The sequence below is a fragment of the Sphingomicrobium astaxanthinifaciens genome, from assembly GCF_022865105.1.
Lineage (GTDB): Bacteria > Pseudomonadota > Alphaproteobacteria > Sphingomonadales > Sphingomonadaceae > Sphingomicrobium > Sphingomicrobium astaxanthinifaciens.
In genome coordinates this window covers 693148-717756 of the sequence record NZ_JAKNYM010000001.1, presented here as the reverse complement: position 1 = coordinate 717756, position 24609 = coordinate 693148, and the positions used below count along the sequence as shown (strand labels likewise).

Genomic DNA, 24609 nt, shown 5'->3' with positions numbered 1-24609 from the left:
CTGCTTGACGAGAAGGGCGGCGCCGGGCGATTCCGGCGCCGCCTTTTTCTTGGCCAAGGGAGAATGATGGTGAAACTGGGACGGCTCAACCATGTCGGGGTGGCGACGCCCTCGATCGAGAAGAGCATCGCGCATTACGAGGCGACGATGGGGGCGAGCGTCACGATGGAGCCCTTCGACCTGCCCGCGCAGGGGGTGAAGGTGTGCTTCGTCGATACCCCCAATTCGCAGATCGAGCTGATCGAGCCGCTCGGCGATAATTCGCCGGTGATGAAGTTCCTCGAGAAGAACCCCCTGGGTGGCCAGCATCACGTCTGCTTCGAGGTGCCCGACATCGAGGCCGCGCGCGCGCATTTCGAGGGCATCGGCAAGCGCATCCTCGGCCCGACCCGCACCGGGGCGCACGGGACGCCGATTTTCTTCCTGCATCCCAGGGACATGGAAGGGGTGCTCACCGAGATCATGGAAAGTCCCAAACAGCGGCATTAGCTTGCCAAGCGGCGACAATGCGCGCATGGCCGGCGTCGGGGGGACCGCCGTCGCTGGAAGGGGTGTCAAATGGCGATCCAAGAGCTTGACCTGCCGCTCGAACGCGATCTCTTCTTTCGCCAGATCATCCGCGCGCTCGCGGGGTCGCTCGAGGAGACGGTGGGTCTCGACGAGGCGTCGGGCTATGTCGCGCTGGTCGGCGCCGAAATCGGGCGCTGGATCGAGCAATGCTATGTCGAGGCGGCGGGCAAGACGCGGTTCGAGCCCGCCGAGCTGGCCGAGATCCTCGTCGATCTCAAACGCCGCATCGGCGGCGACTTCTACGTCGAGGAAGTGGCGCACGACCGGATCGTGCTGGGCAATCGTCGCTGCCCGTTCGGCGAGCTGGTCAAGGGGCGACCCTCGCTGTGCCAGATGACCAACAATGTGTTCGGGCGAATCGCGGGTGACCAAGTCGGCTATGCCAAGGTCGATATCCTGAAGGCGATCGCGCTCGGGGACGATTGCTGCCGCGTGGTCATCCACCTGCGTCCCGACCCCGATGCCGCGGTCGCGGGCAGCGAGTTCTTCCGTGTTGATGGCTAACCGCGCGGGGCCCCCTGCCGGGATCGAGACGCGGGTCCTCGATCGGTTCGATGAAGCAGTGGTGGTGATCGACCAGGCCGGGCGGCTGGCCTATGCCAATCGCGCCGCGCTGGCGCGCTTCGGGCTGGCGGGCGAGGGCGCCGTGCTGGCCGACTGGTGCGCCGAGCCCGACGCCGCGCTCGATCGCCTGCGGCGGCTCGCCGGCAGCGGGGTGCGCCAGCCGCTCAACCTCACGCTCAAGACCGGCGAGGTCGCCAAGTTCCGCGGCACCGGGCTGCTGGTTGACCCCGAACGCCCCCCCGCGCTCCTCCTCGTGGCCGATCGCCAGCGCGATGCGGGGTTCGAGAAACTGCGCCAGCTGGTCGAACGGCTCGACATCGAACTGACCGATCGGGCCCGGCTGCTGGTCAAGCTCGAGGAGACGCTCGAGCGCGAGACCAAGCTGCGGATCGAACTGGCGCATCGGGTGAAGAACAACCTCGCGCTGCTGGTCGCGCTGATCAACCTGCGCCGTCGCGACGCGCCGTCCCCCGAACTGGCCGACTTCCTGACTGCGCTCGAAGGGCGGATCATGGCGATGGCGGCGGTGCAGGAGCTGGCCGAGGGCGACGACGGGGTCGACAGCGCCCGCGCCGACCTGTTGATCGAGGCGCTCTGCACCCATTTGCGCCAGTCGATCATGCCCGACAACGTGACGCTCGAGGCCCGACTCGAGCCGATGCTGCTGGGGTTGCGCGACGCCCAGTCGATCGCGCTGCTCGCCAACGAATTGCTGACCAACGCGCTCAAGCATGCGTTTGGCGGGGTCGCCGCGCCGCGGCTCGAGATCGCGCTCGAGAGCGACGGGGACCAGCTGCTGCTGACCGTCGCCGACAATGGCCCGGGGTTCGAACGCGACGACGCGCGGCAGGGCACCGGTAGCCGCCTCATCGACAGTTTCGCGCGCCAGCTGCGGGGCGAGTTGCGCTGCGACAGCGGCGTGCACGGCACGCGCTGGCAGCTGCGGATGCGCCGCGCGCAGGGGCAGGGGCAGGGATGATCGGCGAAGGTCGCCCCGAGGAAGTGCTGGTCGGCATCGTCGCGGGGGTGCTCGCGCTGCTGGTCGGCACGCGGCTGCGTACCGCGCTGCGCGAGGGCGTGATCCCGCTCTACAAGGTGCGCAAGACCCGCGCCGAACTGGGGCCGGCGCGCTTCGGCGCGCTGGTCGCGATCAACGCGGGCGCGATGCTGCTGCTCGCGTGGATCGCGCTCGACCTCGTCTGGTTGCAACGCGGCTGATTGCGCGAGGCGGGGGTTTGGCGCTAGGGAGCGCGCCATGACCGACAAAAGCGCCTGGGAAGAGAAAGCCGCCAAGGAAGCGCGCGGCAAGGACCTCACCGTCACGACCCCCGAGGGGATCGAGCTGAAGACCGTCTACGGCCCCGCCGACGCGCCGGACCGCGATCCGGGGTTTCCCGGGCTGCCGCCCTATACGCGCGGGCCCTATGCGACCATGTATGCGGGGCGGCCGTGGACGATCCGCCAATATGCGGGCTTCTCGACCGCCGAGGAATCGAACGCCTTCTACCGCCGCAACCTCGCGGCGGGGCAGAAGGGGCTCTCGGTCGCCTTCGACCTTGCCACCCACCGCGGCTATGACAGCGACCATGAACGCGTCGCCGGCGATGTCGGCAAGGCGGGGGTGGCGATCGACACCGTCGAGGACATGAAGCTGCTGTTCGACGGCATCCCCCTCGACGAGATGAGCGTCAGCATGACGATGAACGGCGCGGTGCTGCCGGTGATGGCCTTCTACATCGTCGCGGGCGAGGAGCAGGGGGTCGAGCGCAAGCAACTGTCGGGGACCATCCAGAACGACATCCTCAAGGAGTTCATGGTCCGCAACACCTATATCTATCCGCCCGCGCCGAGCATGCGGATCGTGTCGGACATCATCGGTTACACCAGCCGCGAAATGCCGCGCTTCAACTCGATCTCGATCTCGGGCTACCACATGCACGAGGCGGGCGCGACGGCGGTGCAGGAGCTCGCCTATACGCTCGCCGACGGGGTCGAATATGCGCGCACCGCGATGAACGCGGGGATGGACCTCGACAGCTTCGCGCCGCGCCTGTCCTTCTTCTTCGGCATCGGCATGAACTTCTTCATGGAAGTCGCCAAGCTGCGCGCCGCGCGCACGCTGTGGGCCGAGCTGATGACCGACCTCGGGGCGAAGAGCGAGAAGTCCAAGCTGCTCCGTACCCATTGCCAGACGTCGGGCGTCTCGCTGACCGAGCAGGACCCCTACAACAATATCGTGCGCACCACGATCGAGGCGATGGCGGCGACGCTGGGGGGCACGCAGTCGCTCCACACCAACAGCTTCGACGAGGCGATCGCGCTGCCGACCGATTTCTCGGCGCGGATCGCGCGCAACACGCAGCTGATCCTCGCCGAGGAAAGCGGGATCACCGCGGTCGCCGATCCGCTCGGCGGCTCCTATTATGTCGAGGCGCTCACCGCCGAGCTGGTCGAGAAGGCCAAGGAGCTGATCGCCGAGGTCGAGCAGGCGGGCGGCATGACCAAGGCGGTCGCCGACGGGCTGCCCAAGCGGCATATCGAGGAAGCGGCGGCGATGCGCGCGGCGAAGGTCGACACGGGCGAGACGGTGATCGTCGGGGTCAACCGCTACCGGCTCGAGGACGAGCCCGAGATCGACATCCTCGACATCGACAATGCCAAGGTTCGCGCCAGCCAGATCGCGCGGATCAACGCGGTGAAGGCGAGCCGTGACGAGGCGAAGGTTTCGGCGGCGCTGCAAGCGCTCGAGGAAGGCGCGAGGGGCGACGGCAACCTGCTCGAACTGTCGGTCGAAGCAGCGCGCGCGCGCGCGACGTTGGGCGAGATCAGCCAGGCGCTGGAGAATGTCTTCGGGCGCTACGACACCAGCCCCACGCCGGTCAGCGGCATCTACGGCCAGCGCGCCGACAAGGCGTGGACGCTGGCCAAGGAAGGCACGGGCGCGGTCGAGCAGCGGCTCGGACGCGCGCCCAAGATGCTCGTCGCCAAGATGGGGCAGGACGGGCACGACCGCGGCGCGAACCTCGTCAGCTCGGCGTTCGGCGACCTCGGGTTCGAGATCGTCGCGGGGCCGCTGTTCCAGACCCCGCTGGAGGCGGCGAGGCTGGCGGTCGAGGAGGGGGTCGACGTGGTCGGCGCCTCGAGCCTCGCGGCGGGGCACAAGACGCTGATCCCCGAGCTGATCGGGCACTTGAAGGACATGGGGCGCGGCGACATCAAGGTCGTCGCGGGCGGGGTCATCCCGCCGCAGGACTATGCCTTCCTGCGCGAGAAGGGCGTGCAGGCGATCTTCGGGCCGGGCACCAACCTTGCCGATGCCGCGCGCGACGTGCTGAGCCTGTTGGGGCACAACATGCCGCCGGTCGACGAGGCCGCCGAGTGAGCGGCGGGCGGCCGCGGCTGCCCGACTCCCCTTAACCTGCGTTAACTGCTATGTGACTCGGCTCCAACAGGGGAGTTGAGACATGAAAGCCATTTGCTGTGCGGCCGCGCTGGCGGCCCTGTGCGTTCCTGCCACCGCGATCGCGCAAGACGCGCCGCAACCCGAACGGATGGGCGATGAGGTCGGCTGGGCGCGGGTCAGCTATGTCAAGTTCCATGCGGGCAAGCGCGAGCGCGGGCTCGAGATCATTCGCGATTATTTCGCCAAGGCCGACCGCATGACCGGCAACGACAGCGGGGTCCATGGCATCCACTTCAATTCGGGCGAGTGGGACGCGATGTACGTCTTCCCGATGAAGGGCGGGCCCAGCGACATGACGTGGCTGACCAGCCCCGAGGACATCGCGTGGATGGGCAAGATGGCCGAACTGGCCGGCGGCATGGAGGCCGCGGAGGCCATCCTCGGCGAATGGGACAGCCTCGTGGCGCGCGAGGAAACCGACATCGGGCATTACCACCCCGACTACTGAGCCGGGGCGATCGGTCGCGCCGGGCGCGGCGTGGACAGGCCCCTGCCGGGCGCCTGCCCATCCCGCTAGCCCGGAGCCTTGCCATGATCCTCGCCGCCCTTCTCGCGCTCGGCCAGCCGCAGCCGCAGCCGCAGCCGCAGCCGCTGGTCGTAGGCGAACAGCATCTCGTCGAGGCGCTCGGCGCGCGGCGCGAGGTCAATGTCGTCCTGCCCCGCGGCTACGACGAGGAGCCCGACCGGCGCTGGCCGGTGGTCTACCTGCTCGACGGTGGGGTGGCGCAGGACATCATGCTCGGGTTGGGGATCCTGCGCTGGAACGCGATGTGGGGACGCAGCGAGGAGGCGATCCTCGTCGCCCTCGAGACCCGCGACCGGCAGCGCGAAATGCTCGCCCCGACCCAGGTCGCCGAGGAGGCCGGGCGCTGGCCGACCGCCGGCGAGAGCGCGCGCTTTCGCGACTGGATCGGGCGCGAGGTGATGCCGATGGTCGCGGCCGCCTATCGCACCGACGGGCGCGACCTGCTCGTCGACGAGAGCGCCGCGGGCCATTTCGTGGTCGAAAGCTGGCTCGAGGCGCCCGCGATGTTCGATGGCTATGCCGCCATCTCGCCCAGCCTCTGGTGGAACGACCAGGCGCTGAGCCGCCGTATCGCCGCGACCCCGACCCCGCCGGTTCGCCCACCGCTCTATCTCAGCCTTGCCGACGAGGGCGGGGCGTTCGAGGCGGCGGTGCTGCGGGTGGCGGGCAGCCTCGATGCGGCGCAGCCCCATTGCTTTTCCGACCGCCGCGCCGAGCTTGGCCACGGCACCAGCCTCCACGGACTGCTACCCGAGGCGCTCCAGTATCTGCTGCCGACCGGGGCCGACTGGCTCGACGATTACGGGATGACGCTCCGCTGCGAGCGCGGCGACCCCGCCTTGCCCTGAGCCGCGCGGCGCGGCATAGGCGGTCGGTCAGTTGAGAGGCCCCTTAGGAGACCGCATGTTCAAGAAGATCCTGATCGCCAATCGCGGCGAGATCGCCTGCCGGGTGATGCGCACCGCGAAAAAGATGGGGATTGCCACGGTCGCGGTCTATTCGGACGCCGATGCCAAGGCGCCCCATGTCACGATGGCCGACGAGGCAGTGCATATCGGTCCCGCGGCGGCGGCCGAGAGCTATCTCGTCGCCGACAAGATCATCGAGGCCTGCAAGGCGACCGGCGCCGAGGCGGTCCATCCGGGCTACGGCTTCCTCAGCGAGCGCGCCTCCTTCGTCAAGGCGCTCGACGAGGCGGGCATCGCCTTCATCGGCCCGCCGGCGGGTGCGATCGCGGCGATGGGCGACAAAATCGAGAGCAAGAAGCTGGCGCGCGAGGCGGGGGTCAATGTCGTCCCCGGCTATCTCGGCGAGATCGCCGACACCGAAGAGGCGGTGAAGATCGCCGCCGACATCGGCTATCCGGTGATGATGAAGGCGAGCGCCGGCGGTGGCGGCAAGGGCATGCGCCTCGCCTATGGCGAGAAGGACGTGCGCGAGGGCTTCGAGGCGACCAAGCGCGAGGGTTTGAACAGCTTTGGCGACGACCGCGTCTTCATCGAGAAGTTCATCGAGGAACCGCGCCACATCGAAGTCCAGGTGCTCGGCGACAAGCATGGCAACATTGTCTACCTCGGCGAACGCGAATGCTCGATCCAGCGGCGCCACCAGAAGGTGATCGAGGAAGCGCCCTCGCCCTTCGTGACACCCGAGATGCGCAAGGCGATGGGCGAGCAGGCGGTCGCGCTGGCAAGAGCGGTGGACTACCATAGCGCGGGCACGGTCGAGCTGATCGTCTCGGGCAAGGACACGACCGGCGAGAGCTTCTACTTCCTCGAGATGAATACCCGCCTCCAGGTCGAGCATCCGGTCACCGAGGAGATCACCGGGGTCGACCTCGTCGAGCAGATGATCCGCGTCGCGGCTGGCGAAAAGCTGCCCTTCGCGCAAGACGACATCAGCTACAATGGCTGGGCGATCGAGGCGCGCGTTTATGCAGAGGACCCCTATCGCGGCTTCCTCCCCTCGACCGGGCGGCTGACGACCTATGCGCCGCCCGCCGAGGAGCGCGACGGCGACGCGGTGATCCGCGTCGACGACGGCGTCGCGGAGGGCGGCGAAGTCAGCATGTTCTACGACCCGATGATCGCCAAGCTGATCACCCATGGCGCGACCCGCGAGGAGGCGATCGAACTCGCGGTCGAGGCGCTCGACGCGTTCGAGATCGACGGGCTGGCCGACAATATCGATTTCCTCTCGGCGCTCCTCCAGCACGAGCGCTTCCGCTCGGGCGCGCTGACCACGGGGTTCATCGCCGAGGAATATCCCGACGGGTTCGCGGGCGCGCCGACCGATGCCGCGCTGCGCACCGATCTCGTCGCGATCGCCGCGATCGTGGGCATGACCCATGCCACGCGGATGAGCCTGATCGACGGCCAGCTCGGCGAGCCCGTCTTCCCCGCGATGGAGCAGGCGGTGCTGCTCGACGGCGAACGCCATGACGTGACGGTCGACCCGCAGGACGGCGAGACGCTGGTCAGCGTTGGCGAGGAGACGATCGAGGTCATCGCCGATTTCACCCCCGGCCAGCGGCTGCTCGTCGCGCAATGCGACGATCGCCGCCGCATCGTGCAGGTCGCGCAGCAGGGGCGCGGCTTCAATCTGGTGACCCGCGGCGCGCAGCACCATGCGCGGGTGCTGCCCCGCCACGTCGCCGACCTAATGGTGCACATGCCCGAAAAGGTGGCGCCCGACCTGTCGCGCTTCCTGATGGCGCCGATGCCGGGGCTGCTGACCAAGCTCCACGTCGGCGCGGGCGACCATGTCGAGGCGGGCCAGCCGCTCGCGGTGGTCGAGGCGATGAAGATGGAGAATATCCTGCGCGCCGAGAAGGCGGGGACGGTCAAGGTCACCCCCGTCGCCGAGGGCGCGAGCCTTCAGGTCGACGAGGTGATCGTCGAGTTCGAATAGCCGGGCGAGGGCGCGGCGGCGAACCAGCCGCGCCGCGCCACTATCGCCGCGACCGCGAGCCCCCCGACGACCAGCGCATAGCGGTCGAACAGCAGGCGCTCGGCCGCCGCCGGCATGACCGCCGCCTGCGCGATGGCTGCGTTGATGCTGCCATGGACGAGCGCGGCAAGGCCGATGCCGCCGCCATGGCGTGCATAGGCCAGCACGAGGAGGACCGACAGCCCGACCGCCAGCAGCAGGAGCCCGGGGAGCATCACCAGCTTGGGGCCGTGCCAAGCCCCCCAGATCAGTCCGGTCGCGAGGCCCGCCACGATCGGGCGATGGCGCGTCAGCAGCCGGTCGGCGAGCCAGCCGCGCCAGCCGATCTCCTCGGGCAGCGCGATGAAGACGGTCTGGATCAACAGCGCGATGACGAACGCGCCCGGGTCGACCGGCGCCCCGAGGGCAGCGGCGAGACCGAGCGCGGCCACCGGCACCGTGAGCCACCACCAGCGCACCGTACCGGCGCGCTCGCGCAGCCAGTCCGCGAGGCTCCCGCGCTCGCGGCGGACCATCCACAAGGCGGCGAGCGCGGGGCCGAGGACCGCGATATGGTTGACCCCGCCCGATCGGCCGAGCGGCGGATGCAGCGCGATGGCCCCGAAGACGAGCCCGTAGGACAGGAAGAAGGCGAGCAGGACGAAACGCACGATGGTCATGGGCGGGGCGCTAGCCGCTTACGGCCGCCGCCGCCAGCGCGATGGCAGGCGGCGCGGCGGCAAAGGGGGACCGGAAGGCGCGGGTTTACGCGGCGGTCGCACATCCCTAGCTTCCGCGACCATGCAGACAGGAACGCTCATTTCGCTCTTCGCCTATTTCGCGGGGATGATCGCCATCGGCCTGTGGGCCTATCGCAAGTCGACCGATACCAGCGAGGGCTATCTCCTCGCGGGGCGCAACCTGCCCCCCGCGGTGGCGGCGCTCTCGGCGGGCGCCTCGGACATGTCGGGCTGGCTCCTCCTCGGCTTGCCCGGCGCGCTCTATGCGGCGGGGCTGGTCGAGGCGTGGATCGGGATCGGGCTGTTCCTCGGCGCGCTGGTGAACTGGATCCTCGTCGCGCCCCGGCTGCGCCAGCAGACCGAGGCCTATGGCAATGCGCTGACCATCCCCGAATTCCTCGCCAACCGCTTTCCCGGCAAGGCGGTGGCGTTGCGGGTGACGAGCGCGCTGATCATCGTCACTTTCTTCTCGGTCTATACCGCCGCGGGGCTGGTCGGCGGGGGCAAGCTGTTCGAGACCAGCTTCGCCGGGCTGCTGCCCGGGCTGGGCCTGAGCGACTATATGACCGGGATCTGGATCACCGCGCTGGTGGTGCTCGCCTATACCATGGTTGGGGGCTTCCTCGCGGTCAGCCTGACCGACTTCGTGCAGGGGCTGATCATGGTCACCGCGCTCGTCGTCATGCCGCTGGTGGTGATGTTCGGGTCCGGCGGCGAGGGGGGCGGGTCGATCGCCGAGGTGCCGGTCGAGGGCTTCCTCGACATGACCAAGGGGCTGACCCTGCTCGGCTTCATCAGCCTGATGGCCTGGGGACTCGGCTATTTCGGCCAGCCGCACATCATCGTGCGCTTCATGGCGATCGACACCGTGGCCAGGGTGAAGACCGCGCGCAACATCGGCATGAGCTGGATGGGGGTGGCGCTCGCCGGCTCGATCGGGATCGGCATTGCCGGGCGCGCCTATGTCGAGCGCAACGCGCTGGTGGTCGATGACCCCGAGACGATCTTCATCGTCCTCGCCAACCTGCTCTTCCACCCGCTGATCACGGGCTTCCTGCTGGCCGCGCTGCTGGCGGCGATCATGTCGACCATTTCCTCGCAGCTGCTCGTCGCGTCCTCCTCGCTCACCGAGGATTTCTACAAGCTGTTTCTGCGGAAGGAGGCGTCCGAGCGCGAGAGCGTCAACGTCGGGCGCGTCTGCGTCGCGCTGGTCGCGCTGGTCGCGATCGTCATCGCCAGCGATCCCGACAGCCAGGTGCTCGGCCTCGTCGCCAACGCCTGGGCCGGCTTCGGCGCCGCCTTCGGGCCGCTCATCATCCTGTCGCTGACGTGGCGGCGGATGACGGGGGCGGGCGCGCTGGCCGGGCTGGTCACCGGGGCGGCGGTCGTCATGGCGTGGATCGCCTTCGATGTCGGGATCGTCTACGAGATCGTGCCCGGGTTCATCGCCGCGTGGATCGCGATCTGGGCGGTCAGCCGCGCCACCGGACGCGAGGGGGAGGCCCCGGGGCTGCGGGCGAGCGAAGCCGCCTGACCCTCGCGCCGGGCGCGCGCATCGGCTATAATGCGCGCGCATCCGACCCGAGGGAGGAACCGCCATGACCGTTGCGATCGCACTCGCGCTGCTGGTCCTGGCGCCGCAGGCGCAGCAGCAGCAGAGCGACATGGAATTTCTCGGCGAGCGGGCGCGCACGAGCGCGCTGCTCGAGATCGAGGGCGAGGGCGAAGGGCGCATCCGCCTGCGCTTCCCGTGGGACGAGACCGCGCCGCAGCGGCTCTCGCTGCCCGCCGCGACATCGCCGCGCGGCGCCGCGGAGACCCGGCTGCCCGTGATCCTGCGCCATCGCGAGCGCGCGGCGAGCGCGACCGCGACCTGCGGTCCCGCTGCCACGCGCGAGGCGGCGACGCACAACAAGTGCCTCGACAGCCTGCGCCCGGCGCTGGCGCCCGATGCGGCCGCGGCGCGCGACTATCTCGACGCGCGGTGCGCGCTCGGGGCGGGGCTGGGCGCGGTGCGCCTGAGCGTGGGCGACACGGTGATCCTCGACCTGCCGCGCGCGCGGCTGGCGTGCGACGATGAGGGGTTCACGCTGCTCGGCCCCGCCGGTTCGGCGAGCCGGCTGCGGATCGAGCGCTAGCCCCGCTGGCGGCGGCGCGGCCGAGCCGCTAGAAGGCGGGCTCCAGCGCCAGCAGGGGAATCAAGCGCCATGAAGACACGAGCCGCCGTCGCCTTTGCGGAAAAGCAGCCGCTCGAGATCGTCGAGGTCGATCTCGAGGGCCCGAGGGAGGGCGAGGTGCTGGTCGAGATCATGGCGACGGGGATCTGCCACACCGACGCCTATACGCTGGGCGGTCACGACAGCGAGGGGCTGTTCCCGACCATTCTCGGGCACGAGGGCGCGGGGATCGTGCGCGAGGTGGGGGCGGGCGTCAGCTCGGTCGCGCCCGACGACCATGTCATCCCGCTCTACACCCCCGAATGCCGCCAGTGCAAAATGTGCCTGTCGGGCAAGACCAACCTGTGCAGCGCGATCCGCGAGACGCAGGGCAAGGGGCTGATGCCCGACGGCACCAGCCGCTTTTCCTACAAGGGCGAAACCATCTTCCACTACATGGGCTGCTCGACCTTCTCGAACTTCACCGTGCTGCCCGAGATCGCGGTGGCGAAGATTCGCAAGGACGCGCCCTTCCAGTCGGCCTGCTATGTCGGTTGCGGGGTCACCACCGGGGTCGGCGCGGTGGTCAACACCGCCGCGGTCAAGCCGGGCGACAATGTCGTCGTGTTCGGGCTCGGCGGGATCGGCCTCAACGTCATCCAAGGCGCGCGGATGGCGGGCGCCGACCGCATCGTCGGGGTCGATATCAACCCCGACAAGGCGGGCTGGGGCGAGCAGTTCGGCATGACCGACTTCATCGACGCGCGCGAGGGCGGGGTGGTCGAGAAGATCGTCGCGATGCTCGACGGCGGCGCCGATTACAGCTTCGATTGCACCGGCAATGTCGAGGTGATGCGGCAGGCATTGGAATGCTGTCACAAGGGCTGGGGCACCTCGATCATCATCGGGGTCGCCGAGGCCGGCAAGGAGATCGCCACCCGCCCGTTCCAGCTGGTAACCGGGCGCAACTGGCGCGGCACCGCCTTCGGCGGGGCGAAGGGACGAACCGACGTGCCGCGGATCGTCGACTGGTATATGGACGGCAAGATCGCGATCGACCCGATGATCACCCACGTCCTCTCGCTCGACGAGATCAATCGCGGGTTCGAGCTCATGCACGAGGGCAAGTCGATCCGCTCGGTCGTGGTCTACTGAGGAGAAAAGACAATGTTCAGCCATGTGATGGTCGGCGCCGACGACCTCGACCGTTCCAGAGCCTTCTATGACGCGCTCTTCTCGGCGATCGGGGGCAAGCCCGGGATCACCGACGAGAAGGGGCGCACCAGCTGGCTCCACAAGGGCGCGGTCTTCATGCTCGGCAAGCCGCTCGACGGCGGGCCCGCGAGCTGCGGCAACGGCATGACGATCGGCTTTGCCTGCGACAGCAAGGAGCAGGTCGACGCGTGGCACGAGGCCGGGGTGGGCGCGGGCGGCACTGCGGTGGAAGACCCGCCCGGCATCCGCGCCAACCCGTTCGGCGAACTCTACCTCGCCTATCTGCGCGATCCCGCCGGCAACAAGCTGTGCGGGCTCTACCGGGTGCCGCGCAAGTGACCCTCGAGACGGTCGACGGCTGGGTCAGCCATGGCGGACGCCAGGGGGTGTATCGCCACGCCAGCACCTCGACCGGGACCGACATGACCTTTTCGGTCTTCGTGCCGCCGCACCGCGAGGGCACGCGGCTGCCGGTCCTCTATTACCTGTCGGGGCTGACCTGCACCCACGCCAACGTCACCGAGAAGGGCGAGTATCGCGCCGCCTGCGCCGCGCAGGGCATCGTCTTCGTCGCCCCCGACACCAGCCCGCGCGGCGAGGGCGTCCCCGACGACAGCGCGGGGCATTGGGACTTCGGCCTCGGCGCGGGCTTCTATGTCGACGCCACGCAGCCGCCCTATGCGCGCAACTATCGCATGTGGAACTATGTCAGCGAGGAGCTGCCCGCGCTGGTGGCCGAGCATTTCCCGGTCGATCCTCATGCCAGCTCGATCATGGGGCATTCGATGGGCGGCCATGGCGCGCTGGTCGCGGCGCTGCGCGAGCCGGGCAAGTGGCGGTCGGTCTCGGCGTTCGCGCCGATCGCCAACCCGATGGCCGCGCCGTGGGGGAAAAAGGCGTTCGAGCTCTATTTGGGCGAGGACGAGGCCGACTGGCGCGCCTATGACGCGGTCGCGCTGATCGAGGACGGGGCGCGGCGCGGCGAGATCCTGGTCGATGTCGGCACCGAGGACCCGTTCCTTCACGAGCAGCTCTGCCCCGAGGCGCTCGAGGCGGCTTGCGGCGGCGCCGGCATCCCCCTTAACCTGCGCCGCCAGTCGGGGTACGACCACAGCTATTATTTCATCTCCAGCTTCATGGCCGACCATGTCGGCTGGCACGCCGATCGCTTGAAAGGAACCCAATGAAAACCATCCTCCTCCACGTCCAGGCCGACCCGATGGTGAACAAGCGGGTCGAGGCCGCGCTGGCCATCGCGCGGGCGGTGGGGGCGCATCTCGAAGTGCTCCACGTCACCTCGGAGGATGCCGCGGCGGTGTTCCAGAGCTTCGGGGGGATCGACCCCGACCGCTCGGGCCAGCGCGCCTTCGACGCGGCCGAAAAGGCGCTCGAGGAGGCGGTCAAGAAGGAGCTGTCGAACGAGGATGTCGGCTGGGACTACCAGCGGGTGACCGGCTCGACCGCCGGCTCGATCGTCGCCAAGGCGGCGCTTGCCGATCTCATCGTGGCCGGGCGCGTGCCGCGCAACGGCGACAGCAAGGGGGCAGCGCTGACCGTGCTCGGCGATGTGCTGATGAATTCGGCCTCGCCCGTGTTCCTTCGCGGCGATGACCAGGATTGCTTCGACCCCAAGGGCGTGGCGGTGATCGGCTGGGACGGCAGCTTCGAGGTCGCCAACGCGGTGCGCGGGGGGATGGACCTGATCGCGCAGGCGAGCGAGGTGCATGTCGTGCGCGTGACCGAGCGCGGCGAGGCGTCCGAAAACGGGCTCTACCCGGTGACCGACGTGCTCGAATATCTCAGCCGCAACGGGGTGACGAGCGAATATCACTGCATCGACGAGGTCGATGGCAAGGTCTCGCGCGCGCTGCTCGATTTCGCCGAGGACAAGGGCGCGGGGCTGCTCGTGGTGGGGGGCTATGGACGCTCGCGCCTCGGCGAGAAGCTGTTCGGCGGCACCACCCACAGCCTGCTCAAGGGCTGCCCGATCGCGCTGATGGTCGCGCATTAGGAGGCGCATATGAGCCTGCTCATCGCGCTGTTGTCGGCCCCGCCCGCGCCGCTGCCCGACCCGCTCGCGGCGGGGTGGCAGGGCGCGCCGGTGTGCGAGGTGCTGCACGAGGATGCCCGGCAGCGGGTCCTGCGCTGTCGCTTCGCCCCGGGGGTCGGGCACGAGCGGCACTTCCACGCCCCCCATTTCGGCTATGCGCTGTCGGGCGGGCGGATGCGGTTGACCGATGCCTCGGGCAGTCGCGAGGTGGAGCTGGCGACGGGCAGCCATTTCGCGAGCGAGGGCACCGAGTGGCACGAGGTGCTCAACGTCGGCGAAACGGAGGTCGCCTACCTCATCATCGAGCCCCGCGACCGCGCCGAGCGCTGAGCCCGCGGGCGAGCGCGCCACTGCCGGCTTTTGCGATCGCGGGCGAACTGTGGCAGCATCGCTCCCGCGTTCCGCTGGCGACGGGGGAAGAATGCGCGTCTGGCTACCGATTGCGATCCTGTGCATCGCGCCGAACCTGATCCTCGGCTGGGACCATTTCGGGGTTGGCGGGATGCTGTTCTGGATCGGGATCGCCTGCCTCGCGATCGCGCCGTTCACGCTCTATTGTTACCTGCGGCTCGAGACCCTGCGACCGGTGTTCACGGTCGCCGTCCTGTCCTTCATGGCGGGGCTGGGCATGTCGGCCTACAACGGCGTGAAGATGACCATCAACGAGCGCGGCATGTGGGCCGACCGGCTGCTCGCCGATCTCGATGCGCTGCTCTTCTTCGGCGACCCGTGGCCCTACGTCAGCTGGCTCCATTTTCCCGACTGGCATTTCGTCTATCACTGGGCGTGGGGATTGTTCATCTGCTTCGCCCTGTTCAAGGCGCGCGAGGACGTGCGCGCGATCAGCGGCTGGTTCATCCTGTGGGGGCTGGTGGCGCCGGTGGTGCAGTTCCTCGTGCCCGCGGCGGGGCCGGTGTTCTACGACGACCTCGGGCTCGGCGACCGTTTCGCGGCGATCCCCGAGCCGGTTTATGCCGACTATCTGTGGGCGCTCTACACCAGCCAGGGAACGGCGGTCGGTGGCGGCATATCCGCGATGCCGAGCATGCATATCGCCGCGGTGACCTGGGCCGCGATCATGCTGCGCCACTGGACGGCATGGGCGTTCGCCTTCGCGATCCTCGTGCTGTCGGTGGTGACCGGCTGGCATTATGCGGTCGACGGGCTGGTCGGCGGGGCGCTGGCCTGGGCGGTGATGGCGCTGGTCAAGCGGGTCCGGCTCCCCGGCACCGGCGCGACCAGCGCGCGCCCCATCGGCGATCGCGCCGGGGCGGCGGGGGCAAGGTTGTAAGGGGAGCAAAAGACACCGACGGATGGTGACCCCTACGGGCCTCGAACCCGTGTTTTCGCCGTGGAATTAGAATGTGCTTCGTTTTCAAAGCCCATTCCCTCCCCCCCCCCCAAAGCGCGAATTCTGTCCCGTTCCGTTTCAAGGGGTTAGCGCCCCGGGGGGAACCTGTGAGGCGCACCCCCCTGTAGAGTGGAGCGGCCCGTGTGGGTTGCGCGCGCATCTCGCCCGGGGATGCCGGGTGCGTCCCATGGACGAGCCGCGTCAGGCTTGGGAAAAGGGATCTGCTTCATTTTGCACCCACGCGCGAAACGCGGCGCCATAAAAAGATATAGCGCGCACCTGTGAAGGCGCCCGCGTCATCATGGATTTCTGATGGAACTCGAAGTCTGACTCCCAGAAGGATGCGCTGTGCTCGTCAAAATTTCGCGCTCTAACGGTCGAGCAGCACCGCCGCACCTTCGGGAGCGCTGAGCAGCAGCGCGGCGCCGGCGAGGATGAAAAGCAGCGCGAGCACCATCGCCCCGGCGAGCGCGAGAGTCCGCCGCCTCGTGGTTTTGATCGGTTGATATTTCATGGTTCGGGTTCCCGATACGCTGAAAGCCGAGTGGGGCGAGGGTTAGAGCTCAAGCGTCAAAAGTAAAGAGCAGGAGGACTTTCGTCGAAATTAAAAGCTCCCCTATAATGTCACTGGCTTGAGAAACATTGGTCGTCAGCAACTCTGTTTGGAACGAAACTACTTGTCAAAACAGATCAACAAAGACATACGGCGGCCCGATTTTTCCTTCGACGGCCGCAGGTCGCGGTACCATCGTTAAGCGGGTGGCGGAAAAGGGGTATATCAACGATCTGTGGCAGTACCTAGACTAGTGCGGTGACCAGTTTTACCTCTAGGGAAGGGCGCGTTTCTGGTTGGGATGACCGGTTCACACGACGAGGCGCGACCGCGAGGTCCTGCCAGTTCGTTCTTGTCTAGAAACCCGGCAGTTCCGCTGTCCTTTATGTTTGGCGCGGCGGTCGGCGGGGCGCTGGCCTGGGCGGTGGTGGCGCTGGTCAAGCGGGTCCGGCTCCCCGGCACAGGTGTGACCAGCGCGCGCCCCATCGGCGATCGCGCCGGGGCGGCGGGGGCAAGGTTGTAAGGGGAGCAAAAGACACCGACGGATGGTGACCCCTACGGGACTCGAACCCGTGTTTTCGCCGTGAAAGGGCGACGTCCTAGACCGCTAGACGAAGGGGCCACACCGTCGGTGTGGGGGCGCATCTATAAGCGGGCGCGGGACACGTCAAGCGCCTTTTGCAGCATTTATGCGTAGGCCGCATCCTCGAGGTGCATTTCGGCGGCATCGCCCCCGGTCCACTCGTCGCGTTTGAGCACCCCGGCGAGCCAGAAGCGCTGGTCGGGACGCGCGCCCAGCAATGCCTGCCCCCATTCGCGGTCGGCGGCGCGAAAGGCGATCGCCTTGAAACCGCGCTGGTCGTCGCCCACCGCGCGAAGCCGGACATGGCCCTGCCCCACCACCCCGACGTTGAGCAGCCGCACCGGGCCGACCGCGACGCGCGGGGCGGGCCAGCCCGCGCCATAGGGACCCGCGGCCTCGATGCGGTCGCACAACGCGCCCGCCACCCCGCCCGCGGCGAGCACGGCGTCGATCACCAGCGCCTGCCCCGCGCGCGCGGCGGCGACTTCGTCCGCCAGCCGTTCGGCGAGGAAGGCGTGCAGCGCCTCGGTCCCGCCCGGCGCCACCGTCACCCCCGCCGCCATCGCATGCCCCCCGCCGGCGAGGAGCAGCCCCGTGTCGCGCGCCGCGAGGATCGCGGCGCCCAGGTCGACCCCGGAAATCGAGCGGCCCGAGCCCTTGCCGACGCCGTCCTCGTCGAGCCCGATGACAAGCGCGGGGCGGCGAAAGCGTTCCTTGAGGCGGCTGGCGACGATGCCCACCACCCCGGGGTGCCAGCCCGCCCCGGCGACGCACAGCAGCGCGCTGTCGGCCTGCGCCTCGGCGGCCTCGAGCGCGGCCTCGGTCACCGCCGCCTCGATCGCGCGGCGTTCCTCGTTGTAGCGATCGAGCCGCGCCGCGATCTCCTCGGCTTCGGCGGCGTCCTCGGTGGTGAGGAGGCGGACCCCGAGGTCGGCCTCGCCGACTCGCCCGCCCGCATTGATGCGCGGGCCGAGCGCGAAGCCGAGGTCGCGCGCGGCGGGTGCCTTCTTGAGCCCCGCCACCCGCGCGAGCGCGGTGAGCCCGACGTTGCGCTGGCTCGCCATGACCTTGAGCCCCTGCGTCACGAAGGCGCGATTGAGGGTCTGGAGCTTGGCGACATCGGCGACCGTGCCGAGCGCGACGAGGTCGAGCAGCGGCAGGAGGTCGGGCTCGGGGGCGCCGTCGACGAAGCGCCCGCGGCGGCGCAATTCGCGCAGCAGCGCGACGCCGAGCAGGAAGGCCATGCCGACCGCGGCGAGGTGGCCGTGCGCGGCGCCCAGCTCGCTCTCGTCGAGCCGGTTGGGGTTGATGACCGCGCAGGCGGTCGGCAGCGTCGCGTCGCACTTGTGATGGTCGCAGACGATCACCTCGAGCCCCGCCGCCGCAGCCTCGTCGAGCGCGGCGAAGGCCTGCGCCCCGCAGTCGACGGTGATGCACAGGCCCGCGCCCCGGCGCTTGAGCTCGACGAGCGCGGCGCCCGAGGGGCCATAGCCCTCCATCAGCCGGTCGGGGATATAGAGCATCGGCTCGGCCCCGAGCTGGCGCAACAGCCGGGCGAGCAGCGCGGCCGAGGTGGCGCCATCGACGTCGTAATCGCCGAACAGGGCGATCGTCTCGCCCGCCTCGATGGCATCGGCGACCCGCGCGGCCGCCTTGTCCATGTCGCGAAAGGTCGAGGGGTCGGGCAGGAAGTCGCGCAGCCTGGGGCTGCGGTGGCGCGGCAGGTCGGCCTGCGTGATCCCGCGCGCGAGCAGCAGCTGGTCGGTCAAATCGCGCGTCAGGTCGTCGCCGCCCTGGTAACGCCAACGCCACGGCTGCCCCGAGAGCGAGCGCTCGATGTCGAGCCGGCTCATCGCACTGGCTCGAGCAGCGCGTTGCGCAGCGCATAGGCCTCATCGCTGCGCAGCGCCTCGATGCGGTGCGCGGCAAAGCCGCTGCCGCCCGCGACCCCGAAGCGCAGGTCGGCGATGCCGAACCAACGCTTCCAGAACGGGCGCCGCAGGTCGACCGACTGGATCCGGTCGAGCGGCAGGATGACGAGGCCGCGGCGCCACCAGCCGCGGCGGACATAGAGGCGTGCGTCGGCGATGCAGTGGCGGCGGTGACGCCAGTCGAGGATGCGCAGCAGCGACAGGAGCGCCATGGCCCCGAGCCAGAGCCCGGCGGCCAGAAGCGAGAATTGGGTGGGCCCCGCACCCCCGAGCGCGGCGGCCCAGTCGTCGCGCCCGAGGATGATCGCGGTGACCACCACCGCGGGGAGCAGGAGGAAGATCGCCGCGGGGACGAGCCCGCTGGCGATGAAGGCGCGGCTCGGGCGCTGCCACGGGGCGCCCTCGTCGGGCAGCGCGGGCCAGCCCATCGCGGCGATGATCCGCTCGATCTCGGGGCCGGTGGCGAGCGGGGCGATGCTGTGGTCGCCCGACCCGCTGTCGCGCGCGAGGCTCTGGATCGTCAGCTTGGCGAAGTCGAAATGCCGCCGCACCGGCCCGCTCGCCACGATCGCCGCCTGCACGCGCTTGAGCGGGAGCACCACGTCGGTCAGCGTGAGCAGCCCGCGGCGGCGGCGAAAGCCGGTCTCGGTCCGCGTCAGCGTGAACCCCCATTCGCGCGGGACAGTGCGGACAAAGCCGGTGAGCAGCCCCGCCAGCAGCAGCGTCACGATGCCGAACCCGGCGGTCACGGCGCGGTTGGCGAGGACGAGGTTCTGGAGCGGCCCGACGCGTTCGAGGTTGGCGCGCCAGAAATCCGGGTCGAACGGGTCGAGCCCGAGCGCGTCGCCATAGGTCTGCGCCACGCCGAACAGCGCGCCGACGATCGCCAGCGAGAAGCTGAAAACCGAGAGCTGGAGCAGCCGCCGCGGGGTCATGGCGAAGATCGCCTCGGTCTCGGCGTCGGCGTTGGCCTCGGCGGTGGACGCGGCAGCCGAGGAGGCGGGCGCGAGCCCGGCGCCGGGGGCGCCCGCGCGGTGCGCGCGGATGCGGTCGCGCAGCGCCTCGGCGCGCGCCAGGGTGATCGAATCGAGTACCCCGTCCTCGTCCTTAGCGCCCGCCGAGGCGCCCGTCTCGAGCTTGACCCGCGCCAGCCCGATCAGCCGCGCGATCGGGTTCTGTTCGATGTTGACGTCCTGCACCCGATCGAACGGGATCGACCGTTCGTTGCGGTTGATGATTCCGCTGGCGAGGTCGATCTCGTCGACGTCGATGCGGTAGGAAAAGGACAGGAGGCGCACGGCGATCGAGCCCAGCGTCCCCAGCGTGGCGACCCCGACCAGCAGCAGCGCGAACCCGGTCTGCCCCTGCGCGGCGAGGAAGATGCCCCCCGCGAGCGCCGCCCACGCCTGCTTGAACACCGTCCCGAGCCCCGCGACGAGGCTGAGCGGGTGGAGCCGCTCGCGCGGGGGCGGGGCCGCGGCGTCGGCGTGCGCGGGCGCGGGCGCGCCCGGGTTGGCGTCGGCGCCCGTGATCGGCCCGGGGATCGCGCCCGGCTCGCCGCTCATTGCCAGTCGGTCTTGATCTGGGCGCGGATGCGGTCGCGCAACTCGATCGCGCGCGGCGGCGCGAGCCCGGGAAGGGTCACGACGCTGTTGTGGGTGCCCGCGGTATGGATGATCAGGCTGGCGGTGCCGACCAGCTTGTCGAGCGGCGCGCGCGCGACGTCGAGATGCTGGACCCGCACGAAGGGCACGATCGTGTCGACGTGGAACAGCCAGCCGCGCACGATGCGCAATTCTCGCTCGCCCAAGGCATAGCCGAGCCGGCGCCAGATCCGCTGCGGCCCGATGACCACCGCGGCCAGCCCGACGAGGGCGACGACCCCGCTGGCCAAGCCGCGCAGCGGCGCGCCCTCGAGCGCGACGCTATCGAGCACCAGCGCGCCGATCAGCAGCGGCAGCCAGCCCAGCATCAGCCGCAGCCGCAGCGCCCAGCGATAGGACGGCTCGACCGGCTCGAGACCGGGGGGCAGCACCGCGCGGCGGGGATCGAGCGTGGCGGGCAGGTCGGAATCGGTGGGGAGGGTGGCCTCGGTCATCGCCCTACCTTAGCGCATGGGCCCGGTTCACAAAGCGTTTCTTCGCCCGCGCGAGCAGGCGGATCAGGCCACGCCCTTGCGATGCTCGCCGCGGATATAGCGGACCGTTCCCGAGGAGGCGCGCATGACGATGCTCTCGGTCTCGATGCACCCCGACTTGCGGCGCTTGACCCCGTCGAGGAGCGAGCCGTCGGTGACCCCGGTGGCCGCGAAGATGCAGTCGCCGCTGGCCATGTCCTCGAGCGCATAGACGCGGTCGAGGTCCTCGATCCCCCACCGCCGCGCGCGCGCGCGCTCGTCATCGTTGCGGAACAGGAGCTTGCCCTGGATCTGCCCGCCCACGCAGGCCAGCGCGGCGGCGGCGAGGACCCCCTCGGGTGCCCCCCCCGAGCCCATGTAGATATCGACCCCGGTGTCTTCGTCGGTGGTCGCGATCACCCCCGCGACATCGCCGTCGGGGATCAGCTTGATGCCGCAACCGAGCCGGCGCAGGTCGGCGATCAGCTCGCGGTGGCGCGGGCGATCGAGCACGCAGGCGTTGATCTCCTCGATCGCGCAGCCCTTGGCGGCGGCGAGGCGGCGGATATTGGTCTCGACATCGTCCTCGAGCGCGATCGTGCCCTCGGGATAGCCCGGGCCGATGGCGATTTTCTGCATGTAGACGTCGGGCGCGTTGAGCAGGCAGCCATGTTCGGCGATCGCGAGGACCGCGAGCGCGTTGGGCCCCGCCTTGGCGGTGATGGTCGTGCCCTCGAGCGGATCGAGCGCGATGTCGATCCGCGGGTCGTCGTCGCCCGCCAGCCCGACCTTTTCGCCGATATAGAGCATCGGCGCCTCGTCGCGCTCGCCCTCGCCGATGACGACCGTGCCTTCCATCGGCAGCAGGTTGAGCGCCGCGCGCATCGCCTCGACGGCGGCGGCATCGGCGGCCTTCTCGTCGCCGCGACCGACCAGCTTGGCGGCGGCGATGGCGGCGGCTTCGGTGACGCGAACCATTTCGAGGACGAGGACGCGATCGAGGGCGGAACTGGCGCTGGACATCACATTGATCCCTTGCATGCTGTGGGTTGGCGCCCCCCTTGCCAAGGCCGCACGCCCTTGTCGAGGCGCGGCGTTCGTGAAACAAGGGCAAGGACTGTGATCGGCGGGGGGAAAGCGATGTTTCATGCGGTGATGAAGGCGATCACGATCCTCTTCGGCTTGCTCTACGTTTTCGCCCTGGGGCTCTACGGGATCGTGCGGCTCAACATGTTCAGCCAGGAGCAGGCCGACCTGTCGCTGCTGATTCTCGAGCCGCTCGGGCTGCCGTGGAGCGACTGGTTCCGGCTCCAGCTCGACGTGTTCGGCGCGCCGTTCGTCAACCTGATCATCCTCGTCCTAATCACCAAGCTGGCCCGGCGCCGCAAGCGCGGCTAGTCGCGCCGCTGCTCCTCCATCACCCGGTGCTCGAGAAGGTCGCTCGAGACGTGGATCCAGCGGCTGGCGATCCGGGTCTCGACGAGGAACAGCGCGATCCCCGCCGCGATCGAGAACATCGCCAGCGCGAACAGGATGGCGATCGGCCCCGACAGCGCGACGTCGCTCATCTGCGCCGCGAACATGAGGATGACGACGAGGCAGATCAGCACCGCGGCGAGGACGACCAGCCCGATCGCGGCATTGACCAGCCCGATGCGCCGATCGATCGAGCGCAATTCCTCCTTGATCGTCTCGTGCTGGTGGCCGCTCGCCTCGAGCAGCAGCGGGCCGCGGGTGCGGGCGCGATCGACGATGCGGTGGAGCCGCCCCGCGAGCACGTTGAGAAAGCCCCCCGCGGCGACGAGCAGGAAGACGGGCGCGATCGCCAGCTGGATGGTCTGGCCGAGCGCGGTGACGTCGTTGGGATCGGTCATGCCGCGCTTGTGGCAGAAAGGCGGGCGGGCCTCTAGCCCTCGACGACGACCTCGTCGCCGATGGCGGTCAGCGCGAACAGCTTGGCGGCGAAGCCCTCGGGCAGCCGGATGCAGCCGTGGCTCGCCGGATAGCCGGGATTGTGGCCGCCGTGCAGCCCGATCCCGAACCGGTCCATGCGCTGGAAATAGGGCATCGGCGCATTGTCATACTTGCGACTGCGGTAATGGCGATGCTTGGTCAGGATGGGCCAGAAGCCGAGTTGGGTCTCCTTGCCCGCCTTGCCGGTGGAGACCGAGGCGGCGCCGACCAGCACCTCGCCCTTGTAGGCGTAGGTCATCTGCTCCTTGAGATCGACGATGACGCGCGCCTCCCCCGTGTCGGGCAGCGTGTCGGCCCAGACGAATTCGTTGGGGGCGAGCGTGTCGATGCCGAAGGTCTCGCGCATCGCGGCCGCCGCCGCCGGCGCGAGACCGTGGCTCCAGCGATAGCCCTCGGGCATGACGAACCCCGCCGGCTCGGGGGCGGCGACCACGACCGGCGCGGGCTCGGGCGCGGGGGTCGCGGCACAGGCAGCGAGCCCGAGCGGCAGGGTGATGAGCAGGAGGCGGCGCAAGGTCATGATGGAATTCCGGCAACAGCGAGTGGAGCGGCGCCAGCATAAGCGGGCGGAGCCGCGATTGGGGCGCCGCCTAGCCGCCCCGGCGCGGATAAGCAACGGCCGGGCGTGAACGGGGTGCGGTGCTGGGTGGGGGGCCTGCGGCAGCCGGGGACGGGGCGGGCTCCTAGCGCTCGAGCATCTTCTTGATGCCGCGCGCGGCCTGGCGCAGCCGCTGCTCGTTCTCGACCAGCGCGAGGCGCACGAAGCCTTCGCCCTCCTCGCCGAAGCCGAGCCCGGGGGCGAGCGCGACCTGCGCGGTCTCGAGCGCATGCTTGGCAAAGCCCACGCTGCCCATGCCGCGAAAGCGTTCGGGAATCGGCGCCCAGGCGAACATCGAGGCCTCGGGGACCGGGATATCCCAGCCCGCCCGGGCGAAGCTTTCGACCAGCACGTCGCGGCGCTTGCGATAGAGCCGCCGGTTCTCCTCGACGATGTCCTGCGGGCCGTTGAGCGCGGCGACCGCGGCGGCCTGGATCGGCGTGAAGGCGCCATAGTCGAGATAGCTTTTGACGCGCTTGAGCGCGGCGATCATCGCCGGGTTGCCGACCGCGAAACCGATCCGCCAGCCGGCCATCGAATAGGTCTTGGACAGCGAGGTGAATTCGACCGCGATCTCGCGCGCGCCCTCGATCTGGAGGATCGAGGGGGTGGGCTGGTCGCCATAATAGATCTCGGCATAGGCGAGGTCGGAGATGACCTTGAGCCCCGCGTCGCGCGCGAAGGCGACGATCCCCGCGTAGAAGTCGAGCCCGACGACCTGCGCGGTCGGGTTGGAGGGATAGCCGACCACCAGCACCTTGGGACGCGGCACCGAATAGCGCATCGCCTTCTCGAGCTTGTCGAGGAAGTCGGGGCCGGGCGCGGCGGGGATCGAGCGGATCGCGGCGCCCGCGATGATGAAGCCGAAATGGTGGATCGGGTAGCTCGGATTGGGGGTGAGCACGACGTCGCCGGGCGCGGTGATCGCCTGCGCGAGGTTGGCGAACCCCTCCTTCGAGCCGAGGGTCACGCAGACCTCGCGGTCGGGGTCGAGCCGGACCCCGAAGCGGCGGGCGTAATAGTCGGCCTGGGCGCGGCGCAGCCCCTTGATCCCCGCGCTCGCCGAATAGCGATGCGCGTCGGGCTTGCGCGCGACCTCGCACAGCTTGTCGATGACATGGGCCGGCGGGGCGCCGTCGGGGTTGCCCATGCCGAGATCGACGATGTCGATCCCGCGCGCGCGCGCCTCGGCCTTCATCGCGTTCACCTCGGCGAACACGTAGGGCGGCAGGCGTTCGATCCGGTAGAAGTCCGACATGCCCCAGATGTGCCGCGATCCGCGCCCGGCGGC

At 69.5% G+C, this 24609-nt stretch carries 26 protein-coding genes and 1 tRNA gene; 17 read left to right on the top strand and 10 right to left on the bottom strand.

Annotated elements, in window-relative coordinates; genetic code table 11:
- Nucleotides 1-69: 69 nt before the first annotated feature.
- The 8 genes from mce (at nucleotide 70) to L8951_RS03485 (ending at nucleotide 8033) form a co-directional block, all read left to right on the top strand.
- The gene (gene mce, locus L8951_RS03520) at nucleotides 70-489 is read left to right on the top strand and encodes a methylmalonyl-CoA epimerase (RefSeq protein WP_244381684.1); all 420 of its coding nucleotides are present in this window, start codon (nucleotides 70-72) and stop codon (nucleotides 487-489) included.
- Between the two features lie 69 nt (nucleotides 490-558).
- Nucleotides 559-1074: a methanogen output domain 1-containing protein gene (locus L8951_RS03515; protein WP_244381607.1), complete on the top strand. Its 516-nt coding sequence runs from the start codon at nucleotides 559-561 to the stop codon at nucleotides 1072-1074.
- On the top strand, nucleotides 1067-2113 hold the full coding sequence (locus L8951_RS03510) for a sensor histidine kinase (protein WP_244381683.1): 1047 nt from the start codon (nucleotides 1067-1069) through the stop codon (nucleotides 2111-2113). The genes L8951_RS03515 and L8951_RS03510 overlap by 8 nt, the downstream gene beginning before the upstream one ends.
- Nucleotides 2110-2352 carry a hypothetical protein gene (locus tag L8951_RS03505; protein ID WP_244381606.1) on the top strand — a complete coding sequence of 81 codons (243 nt, stop codon included), beginning with the start codon at nucleotides 2110-2112 and terminating at the stop codon, nucleotides 2350-2352. Before L8951_RS03510 ends, L8951_RS03505 begins: the two co-directional genes overlap by 4 nt.
- 37 nt (nucleotides 2353-2389) lie before the next feature.
- A complete protein-coding gene (gene scpA, locus L8951_RS03500; RefSeq protein WP_244381605.1) occupies nucleotides 2390-4516 on the top strand; it encodes a methylmalonyl-CoA mutase in 2127 nt (708 codons plus the stop codon).
- 82 nt (nucleotides 4517-4598) lie between these two features.
- A complete protein-coding gene (locus L8951_RS03495) occupies nucleotides 4599-5045 on the top strand; it encodes a hypothetical protein (protein WP_244381604.1) in 447 nt (148 codons plus the stop codon).
- An 83-nt stretch (nucleotides 5046-5128) separates the two neighbouring features.
- A complete protein-coding gene (locus L8951_RS03490) occupies nucleotides 5129-5971 on the top strand; it encodes an alpha/beta hydrolase (RefSeq protein WP_244381603.1) in 843 nt (280 codons plus the stop codon).
- A gap of 55 nt (nucleotides 5972-6026) precedes the next feature.
- Complete coding sequence (locus L8951_RS03485; protein WP_244381602.1) at nucleotides 6027-8033, top strand: acetyl-CoA carboxylase biotin carboxylase subunit; 2007 nt, start codon at nucleotides 6027-6029, stop codon at nucleotides 8031-8033.
- On the opposite strand, the gene L8951_RS03480 is transcribed toward L8951_RS03485, so the two are convergent.
- Nucleotides 8000-8731 (bottom strand): CPBP family intramembrane glutamic endopeptidase, encoded by a 732-nt coding sequence (locus L8951_RS03480; RefSeq protein WP_244381601.1) that lies wholly within the window; start codon nucleotides 8729-8731, stop codon nucleotides 8000-8002. The genes L8951_RS03485 and L8951_RS03480 overlap by 34 nt on opposite strands.
- 121 nt (nucleotides 8732-8852) lie before the next feature.
- Here L8951_RS03480 and putP point away from each other — a divergent pair, with 121 nt between their 5' ends.
- The 8 genes from putP (at nucleotide 8853) to L8951_RS03440 (ending at nucleotide 15503) form a co-directional block, all read left to right on the top strand.
- Nucleotides 8853-10325: a sodium/proline symporter PutP gene (gene putP / locus L8951_RS03475; RefSeq protein WP_244381600.1), complete on the top strand. Its 1473-nt coding sequence runs from the start codon at nucleotides 8853-8855 to the stop codon at nucleotides 10323-10325.
- Between the two features lie 64 nt (nucleotides 10326-10389).
- A complete protein-coding gene (locus tag L8951_RS03470) occupies nucleotides 10390-10929 on the top strand; it encodes a hypothetical protein (protein ID WP_244381599.1) in 540 nt (179 codons plus the stop codon).
- Nucleotides 10930-10998: 69 nt separating this feature from the next.
- Nucleotides 10999-12102 (top strand): S-(hydroxymethyl)glutathione dehydrogenase/class III alcohol dehydrogenase, encoded by a 1104-nt coding sequence (locus tag L8951_RS03465; RefSeq protein ID WP_244381598.1) that lies wholly within the window; start codon nucleotides 10999-11001, stop codon nucleotides 12100-12102.
- A gap of 12 nt (nucleotides 12103-12114) precedes the next feature.
- Nucleotides 12115-12501 carry a VOC family protein gene (locus L8951_RS03460; RefSeq protein ID WP_244381597.1) on the top strand — a complete coding sequence of 129 codons (387 nt, stop codon included), beginning with the start codon at nucleotides 12115-12117 and terminating at the stop codon, nucleotides 12499-12501.
- Nucleotides 12498-13349, top strand: coding sequence for an S-formylglutathione hydrolase (fghA, locus tag L8951_RS03455; RefSeq protein ID WP_244381596.1), 852 nt, complete (start codon nucleotides 12498-12500; stop codon nucleotides 13347-13349). Before L8951_RS03460 ends, fghA begins: the two co-directional genes overlap by 4 nt.
- Nucleotides 13346-14173 (top strand): universal stress protein, encoded by an 828-nt coding sequence (locus tag L8951_RS03450; protein ID WP_244381595.1) that lies wholly within the window; start codon nucleotides 13346-13348, stop codon nucleotides 14171-14173. The genes fghA and L8951_RS03450 overlap by 4 nt, the downstream gene beginning before the upstream one ends.
- Nucleotides 14174-14182: 9 nt before the next feature.
- The gene (locus L8951_RS03445; RefSeq protein WP_244381594.1) at nucleotides 14183-14542 is read left to right on the top strand and encodes a cupin domain-containing protein; all 360 of its coding nucleotides are present in this window, start codon (nucleotides 14183-14185) and stop codon (nucleotides 14540-14542) included.
- 91 nt (nucleotides 14543-14633) lie between these two features.
- A complete protein-coding gene (locus L8951_RS03440; protein ID WP_244381593.1) occupies nucleotides 14634-15503 on the top strand; it encodes a phosphatase PAP2 family protein in 870 nt (289 codons plus the stop codon).
- Nucleotides 15504-15933: 430 nt separating this feature from the next.
- Here the strand turns inward: L8951_RS03440 and L8951_RS03435 are convergent, their stop codons facing one another.
- From L8951_RS03435 to glpX, 6 genes are all read right to left on the bottom strand, one after another.
- Nucleotides 15934-16077 carry a hypothetical protein gene (locus L8951_RS03435; protein WP_244381592.1) on the bottom strand — a complete coding sequence of 48 codons (144 nt, stop codon included), beginning with the start codon at nucleotides 16075-16077 and terminating at the stop codon, nucleotides 15934-15936.
- A 585-nt stretch (nucleotides 16078-16662) separates the two neighbouring features.
- Nucleotides 16663-16738, bottom strand: a tRNA-Glu gene (locus tag L8951_RS03430).
- Between the two features lie 65 nt (nucleotides 16739-16803).
- A complete protein-coding gene (gene recJ, locus L8951_RS03425) occupies nucleotides 16804-18552 on the bottom strand; it encodes a single-stranded-DNA-specific exonuclease RecJ (protein WP_244381591.1) in 1749 nt (582 codons plus the stop codon).
- Nucleotides 18549-20195, bottom strand: coding sequence for a PH domain-containing protein (locus L8951_RS03420; protein WP_244381590.1), 1647 nt, complete (start codon nucleotides 20193-20195; stop codon nucleotides 18549-18551). The genes recJ and L8951_RS03420 overlap by 4 nt, the downstream gene beginning before the upstream one ends.
- Nucleotides 20192-20728 carry a PH domain-containing protein gene (locus tag L8951_RS03415; protein ID WP_244381589.1) on the bottom strand — a complete coding sequence of 179 codons (537 nt, stop codon included), beginning with the start codon at nucleotides 20726-20728 and terminating at the stop codon, nucleotides 20192-20194. Before L8951_RS03415 ends, L8951_RS03420 begins: the two co-directional genes overlap by 4 nt.
- Before the next feature lie 63 nt (nucleotides 20729-20791).
- The gene (glpX, locus tag L8951_RS03410) at nucleotides 20792-21769 is read right to left on the bottom strand and encodes a class II fructose-bisphosphatase (RefSeq protein WP_244381588.1); all 978 of its coding nucleotides are present in this window, start codon (nucleotides 21767-21769) and stop codon (nucleotides 20792-20794) included.
- 117 nt (nucleotides 21770-21886) lie between these two features.
- Here glpX and L8951_RS03405 point away from each other — a divergent pair, with 117 nt between their 5' ends.
- Entirely contained in the window at nucleotides 21887-22144 is a 258-nt protein-coding gene (locus L8951_RS03405; RefSeq protein WP_244381587.1) for a hypothetical protein, read from the top strand.
- On the opposite strand, the gene L8951_RS03400 is transcribed toward L8951_RS03405, so the two are convergent.
- The 3 genes from L8951_RS03400 to L8951_RS03390 all read right to left on the bottom strand — a co-directional run bounded on the left by L8951_RS03400 (nucleotide 22141) and on the right by L8951_RS03390 (nucleotide 24576).
- Nucleotides 22141-22620 (bottom strand): DUF2721 domain-containing protein, encoded by a 480-nt coding sequence (locus L8951_RS03400; protein ID WP_244381586.1) that lies wholly within the window; start codon nucleotides 22618-22620, stop codon nucleotides 22141-22143. The two genes, L8951_RS03405 and L8951_RS03400, sit on opposite strands and share 4 nt — an antisense overlap.
- Before the next feature lie 32 nt (nucleotides 22621-22652).
- Nucleotides 22653-23240, bottom strand: a complete 588-nt coding sequence (locus tag L8951_RS03395) for a L,D-transpeptidase family protein (RefSeq protein ID WP_244381585.1) — start codon at nucleotides 23238-23240, stop codon at nucleotides 22653-22655.
- Between the two features lie 163 nt (nucleotides 23241-23403).
- Entirely contained in the window at nucleotides 23404-24576 is a 1173-nt protein-coding gene (locus tag L8951_RS03390; RefSeq protein ID WP_244381584.1) for an LL-diaminopimelate aminotransferase, read from the bottom strand.
- Between the last annotated feature and the right edge of the window lie 33 nt (nucleotides 24577-24609).

What these genes read in the sequence shown, in the direction of transcription:
- L8951_RS03515 (WP_244381607.1), top strand. Translation starts at nt 559, where the DNA reads ATGGCGATCCAAGAGCTTGACCTGCCGCTCGAACGCGATCTCTTCTTT.
- L8951_RS03510 (WP_244381683.1), top strand. Translation starts at nt 1,067, where the DNA reads ATGGCTAACCGCGCGGGGCCCCCTGCCGGGATCGAGACGCGGGTCCTC.
- L8951_RS03505 (WP_244381606.1), top strand. Translation starts at nt 2,110, where the DNA reads ATGATCGGCGAAGGTCGCCCCGAGGAAGTGCTGGTCGGCATCGTCGCG.
- scpA (WP_244381605.1), top strand. Translation starts at nt 2,390, where the DNA reads ATGACCGACAAAAGCGCCTGGGAAGAGAAAGCCGCCAAGGAAGCGCGC.
- L8951_RS03495 (WP_244381604.1), top strand. Translation starts at nt 4,599, where the DNA reads ATGAAAGCCATTTGCTGTGCGGCCGCGCTGGCGGCCCTGTGCGTTCCT.
- L8951_RS03490 (WP_244381603.1), top strand. Translation starts at nt 5,129, where the DNA reads ATGATCCTCGCCGCCCTTCTCGCGCTCGGCCAGCCGCAGCCGCAGCCG.
- L8951_RS03485 (WP_244381602.1), top strand. Translation starts at nt 6,027, where the DNA reads ATGTTCAAGAAGATCCTGATCGCCAATCGCGGCGAGATCGCCTGCCGG.
- L8951_RS03480 (WP_244381601.1), bottom strand. Translation starts at nt 8,731, where the DNA reads ATGACCATCGTGCGTTTCGTCCTGCTCGCCTTCTTCCTGTCCTACGGG.
- putP (WP_244381600.1), top strand. Translation starts at nt 8,853, where the DNA reads ATGCAGACAGGAACGCTCATTTCGCTCTTCGCCTATTTCGCGGGGATG.
- L8951_RS03470 (WP_244381599.1), top strand. Translation starts at nt 10,390, where the DNA reads ATGACCGTTGCGATCGCACTCGCGCTGCTGGTCCTGGCGCCGCAGGCG.
- L8951_RS03465 (WP_244381598.1), top strand. Translation starts at nt 10,999, where the DNA reads ATGAAGACACGAGCCGCCGTCGCCTTTGCGGAAAAGCAGCCGCTCGAG.
- L8951_RS03460 (WP_244381597.1), top strand. Translation starts at nt 12,115, where the DNA reads ATGTTCAGCCATGTGATGGTCGGCGCCGACGACCTCGACCGTTCCAGA.
- L8951_RS03450 (WP_244381595.1), top strand. Translation starts at nt 13,346, where the DNA reads ATGAAAACCATCCTCCTCCACGTCCAGGCCGACCCGATGGTGAACAAG.
- L8951_RS03445 (WP_244381594.1), top strand. Translation starts at nt 14,183, where the DNA reads ATGAGCCTGCTCATCGCGCTGTTGTCGGCCCCGCCCGCGCCGCTGCCC.
- L8951_RS03440 (WP_244381593.1), top strand. Translation starts at nt 14,634, where the DNA reads ATGCGCGTCTGGCTACCGATTGCGATCCTGTGCATCGCGCCGAACCTG.
- L8951_RS03435 (WP_244381592.1), bottom strand. Translation starts at nt 16,077, where the DNA reads ATGAAATATCAACCGATCAAAACCACGAGGCGGCGGACTCTCGCGCTC.
- recJ (WP_244381591.1), bottom strand. Translation starts at nt 18,552, where the DNA reads ATGAGCCGGCTCGACATCGAGCGCTCGCTCTCGGGGCAGCCGTGGCGT.
- L8951_RS03420 (WP_244381590.1), bottom strand. Translation starts at nt 20,195, where the DNA reads ATGAGCGGCGAGCCGGGCGCGATCCCCGGGCCGATCACGGGCGCCGAC.
- L8951_RS03415 (WP_244381589.1), bottom strand. Translation starts at nt 20,728, where the DNA reads ATGACCGAGGCCACCCTCCCCACCGATTCCGACCTGCCCGCCACGCTC.
- glpX (WP_244381588.1), bottom strand. Translation starts at nt 21,769, where the DNA reads ATGTCCAGCGCCAGTTCCGCCCTCGATCGCGTCCTCGTCCTCGAAATG.
- L8951_RS03405 (WP_244381587.1), top strand. Translation starts at nt 21,887, where the DNA reads ATGTTTCATGCGGTGATGAAGGCGATCACGATCCTCTTCGGCTTGCTC.
- L8951_RS03400 (WP_244381586.1), bottom strand. Translation starts at nt 22,620, where the DNA reads ATGACCGATCCCAACGACGTCACCGCGCTCGGCCAGACCATCCAGCTG.
- L8951_RS03395 (WP_244381585.1), bottom strand. Translation starts at nt 23,240, where the DNA reads ATGACCTTGCGCCGCCTCCTGCTCATCACCCTGCCGCTCGGGCTCGCT.
- L8951_RS03390 (WP_244381584.1), bottom strand. Translation starts at nt 24,576, where the DNA reads ATGTCGGACTTCTACCGGATCGAACGCCTGCCGCCCTACGTGTTCGCC.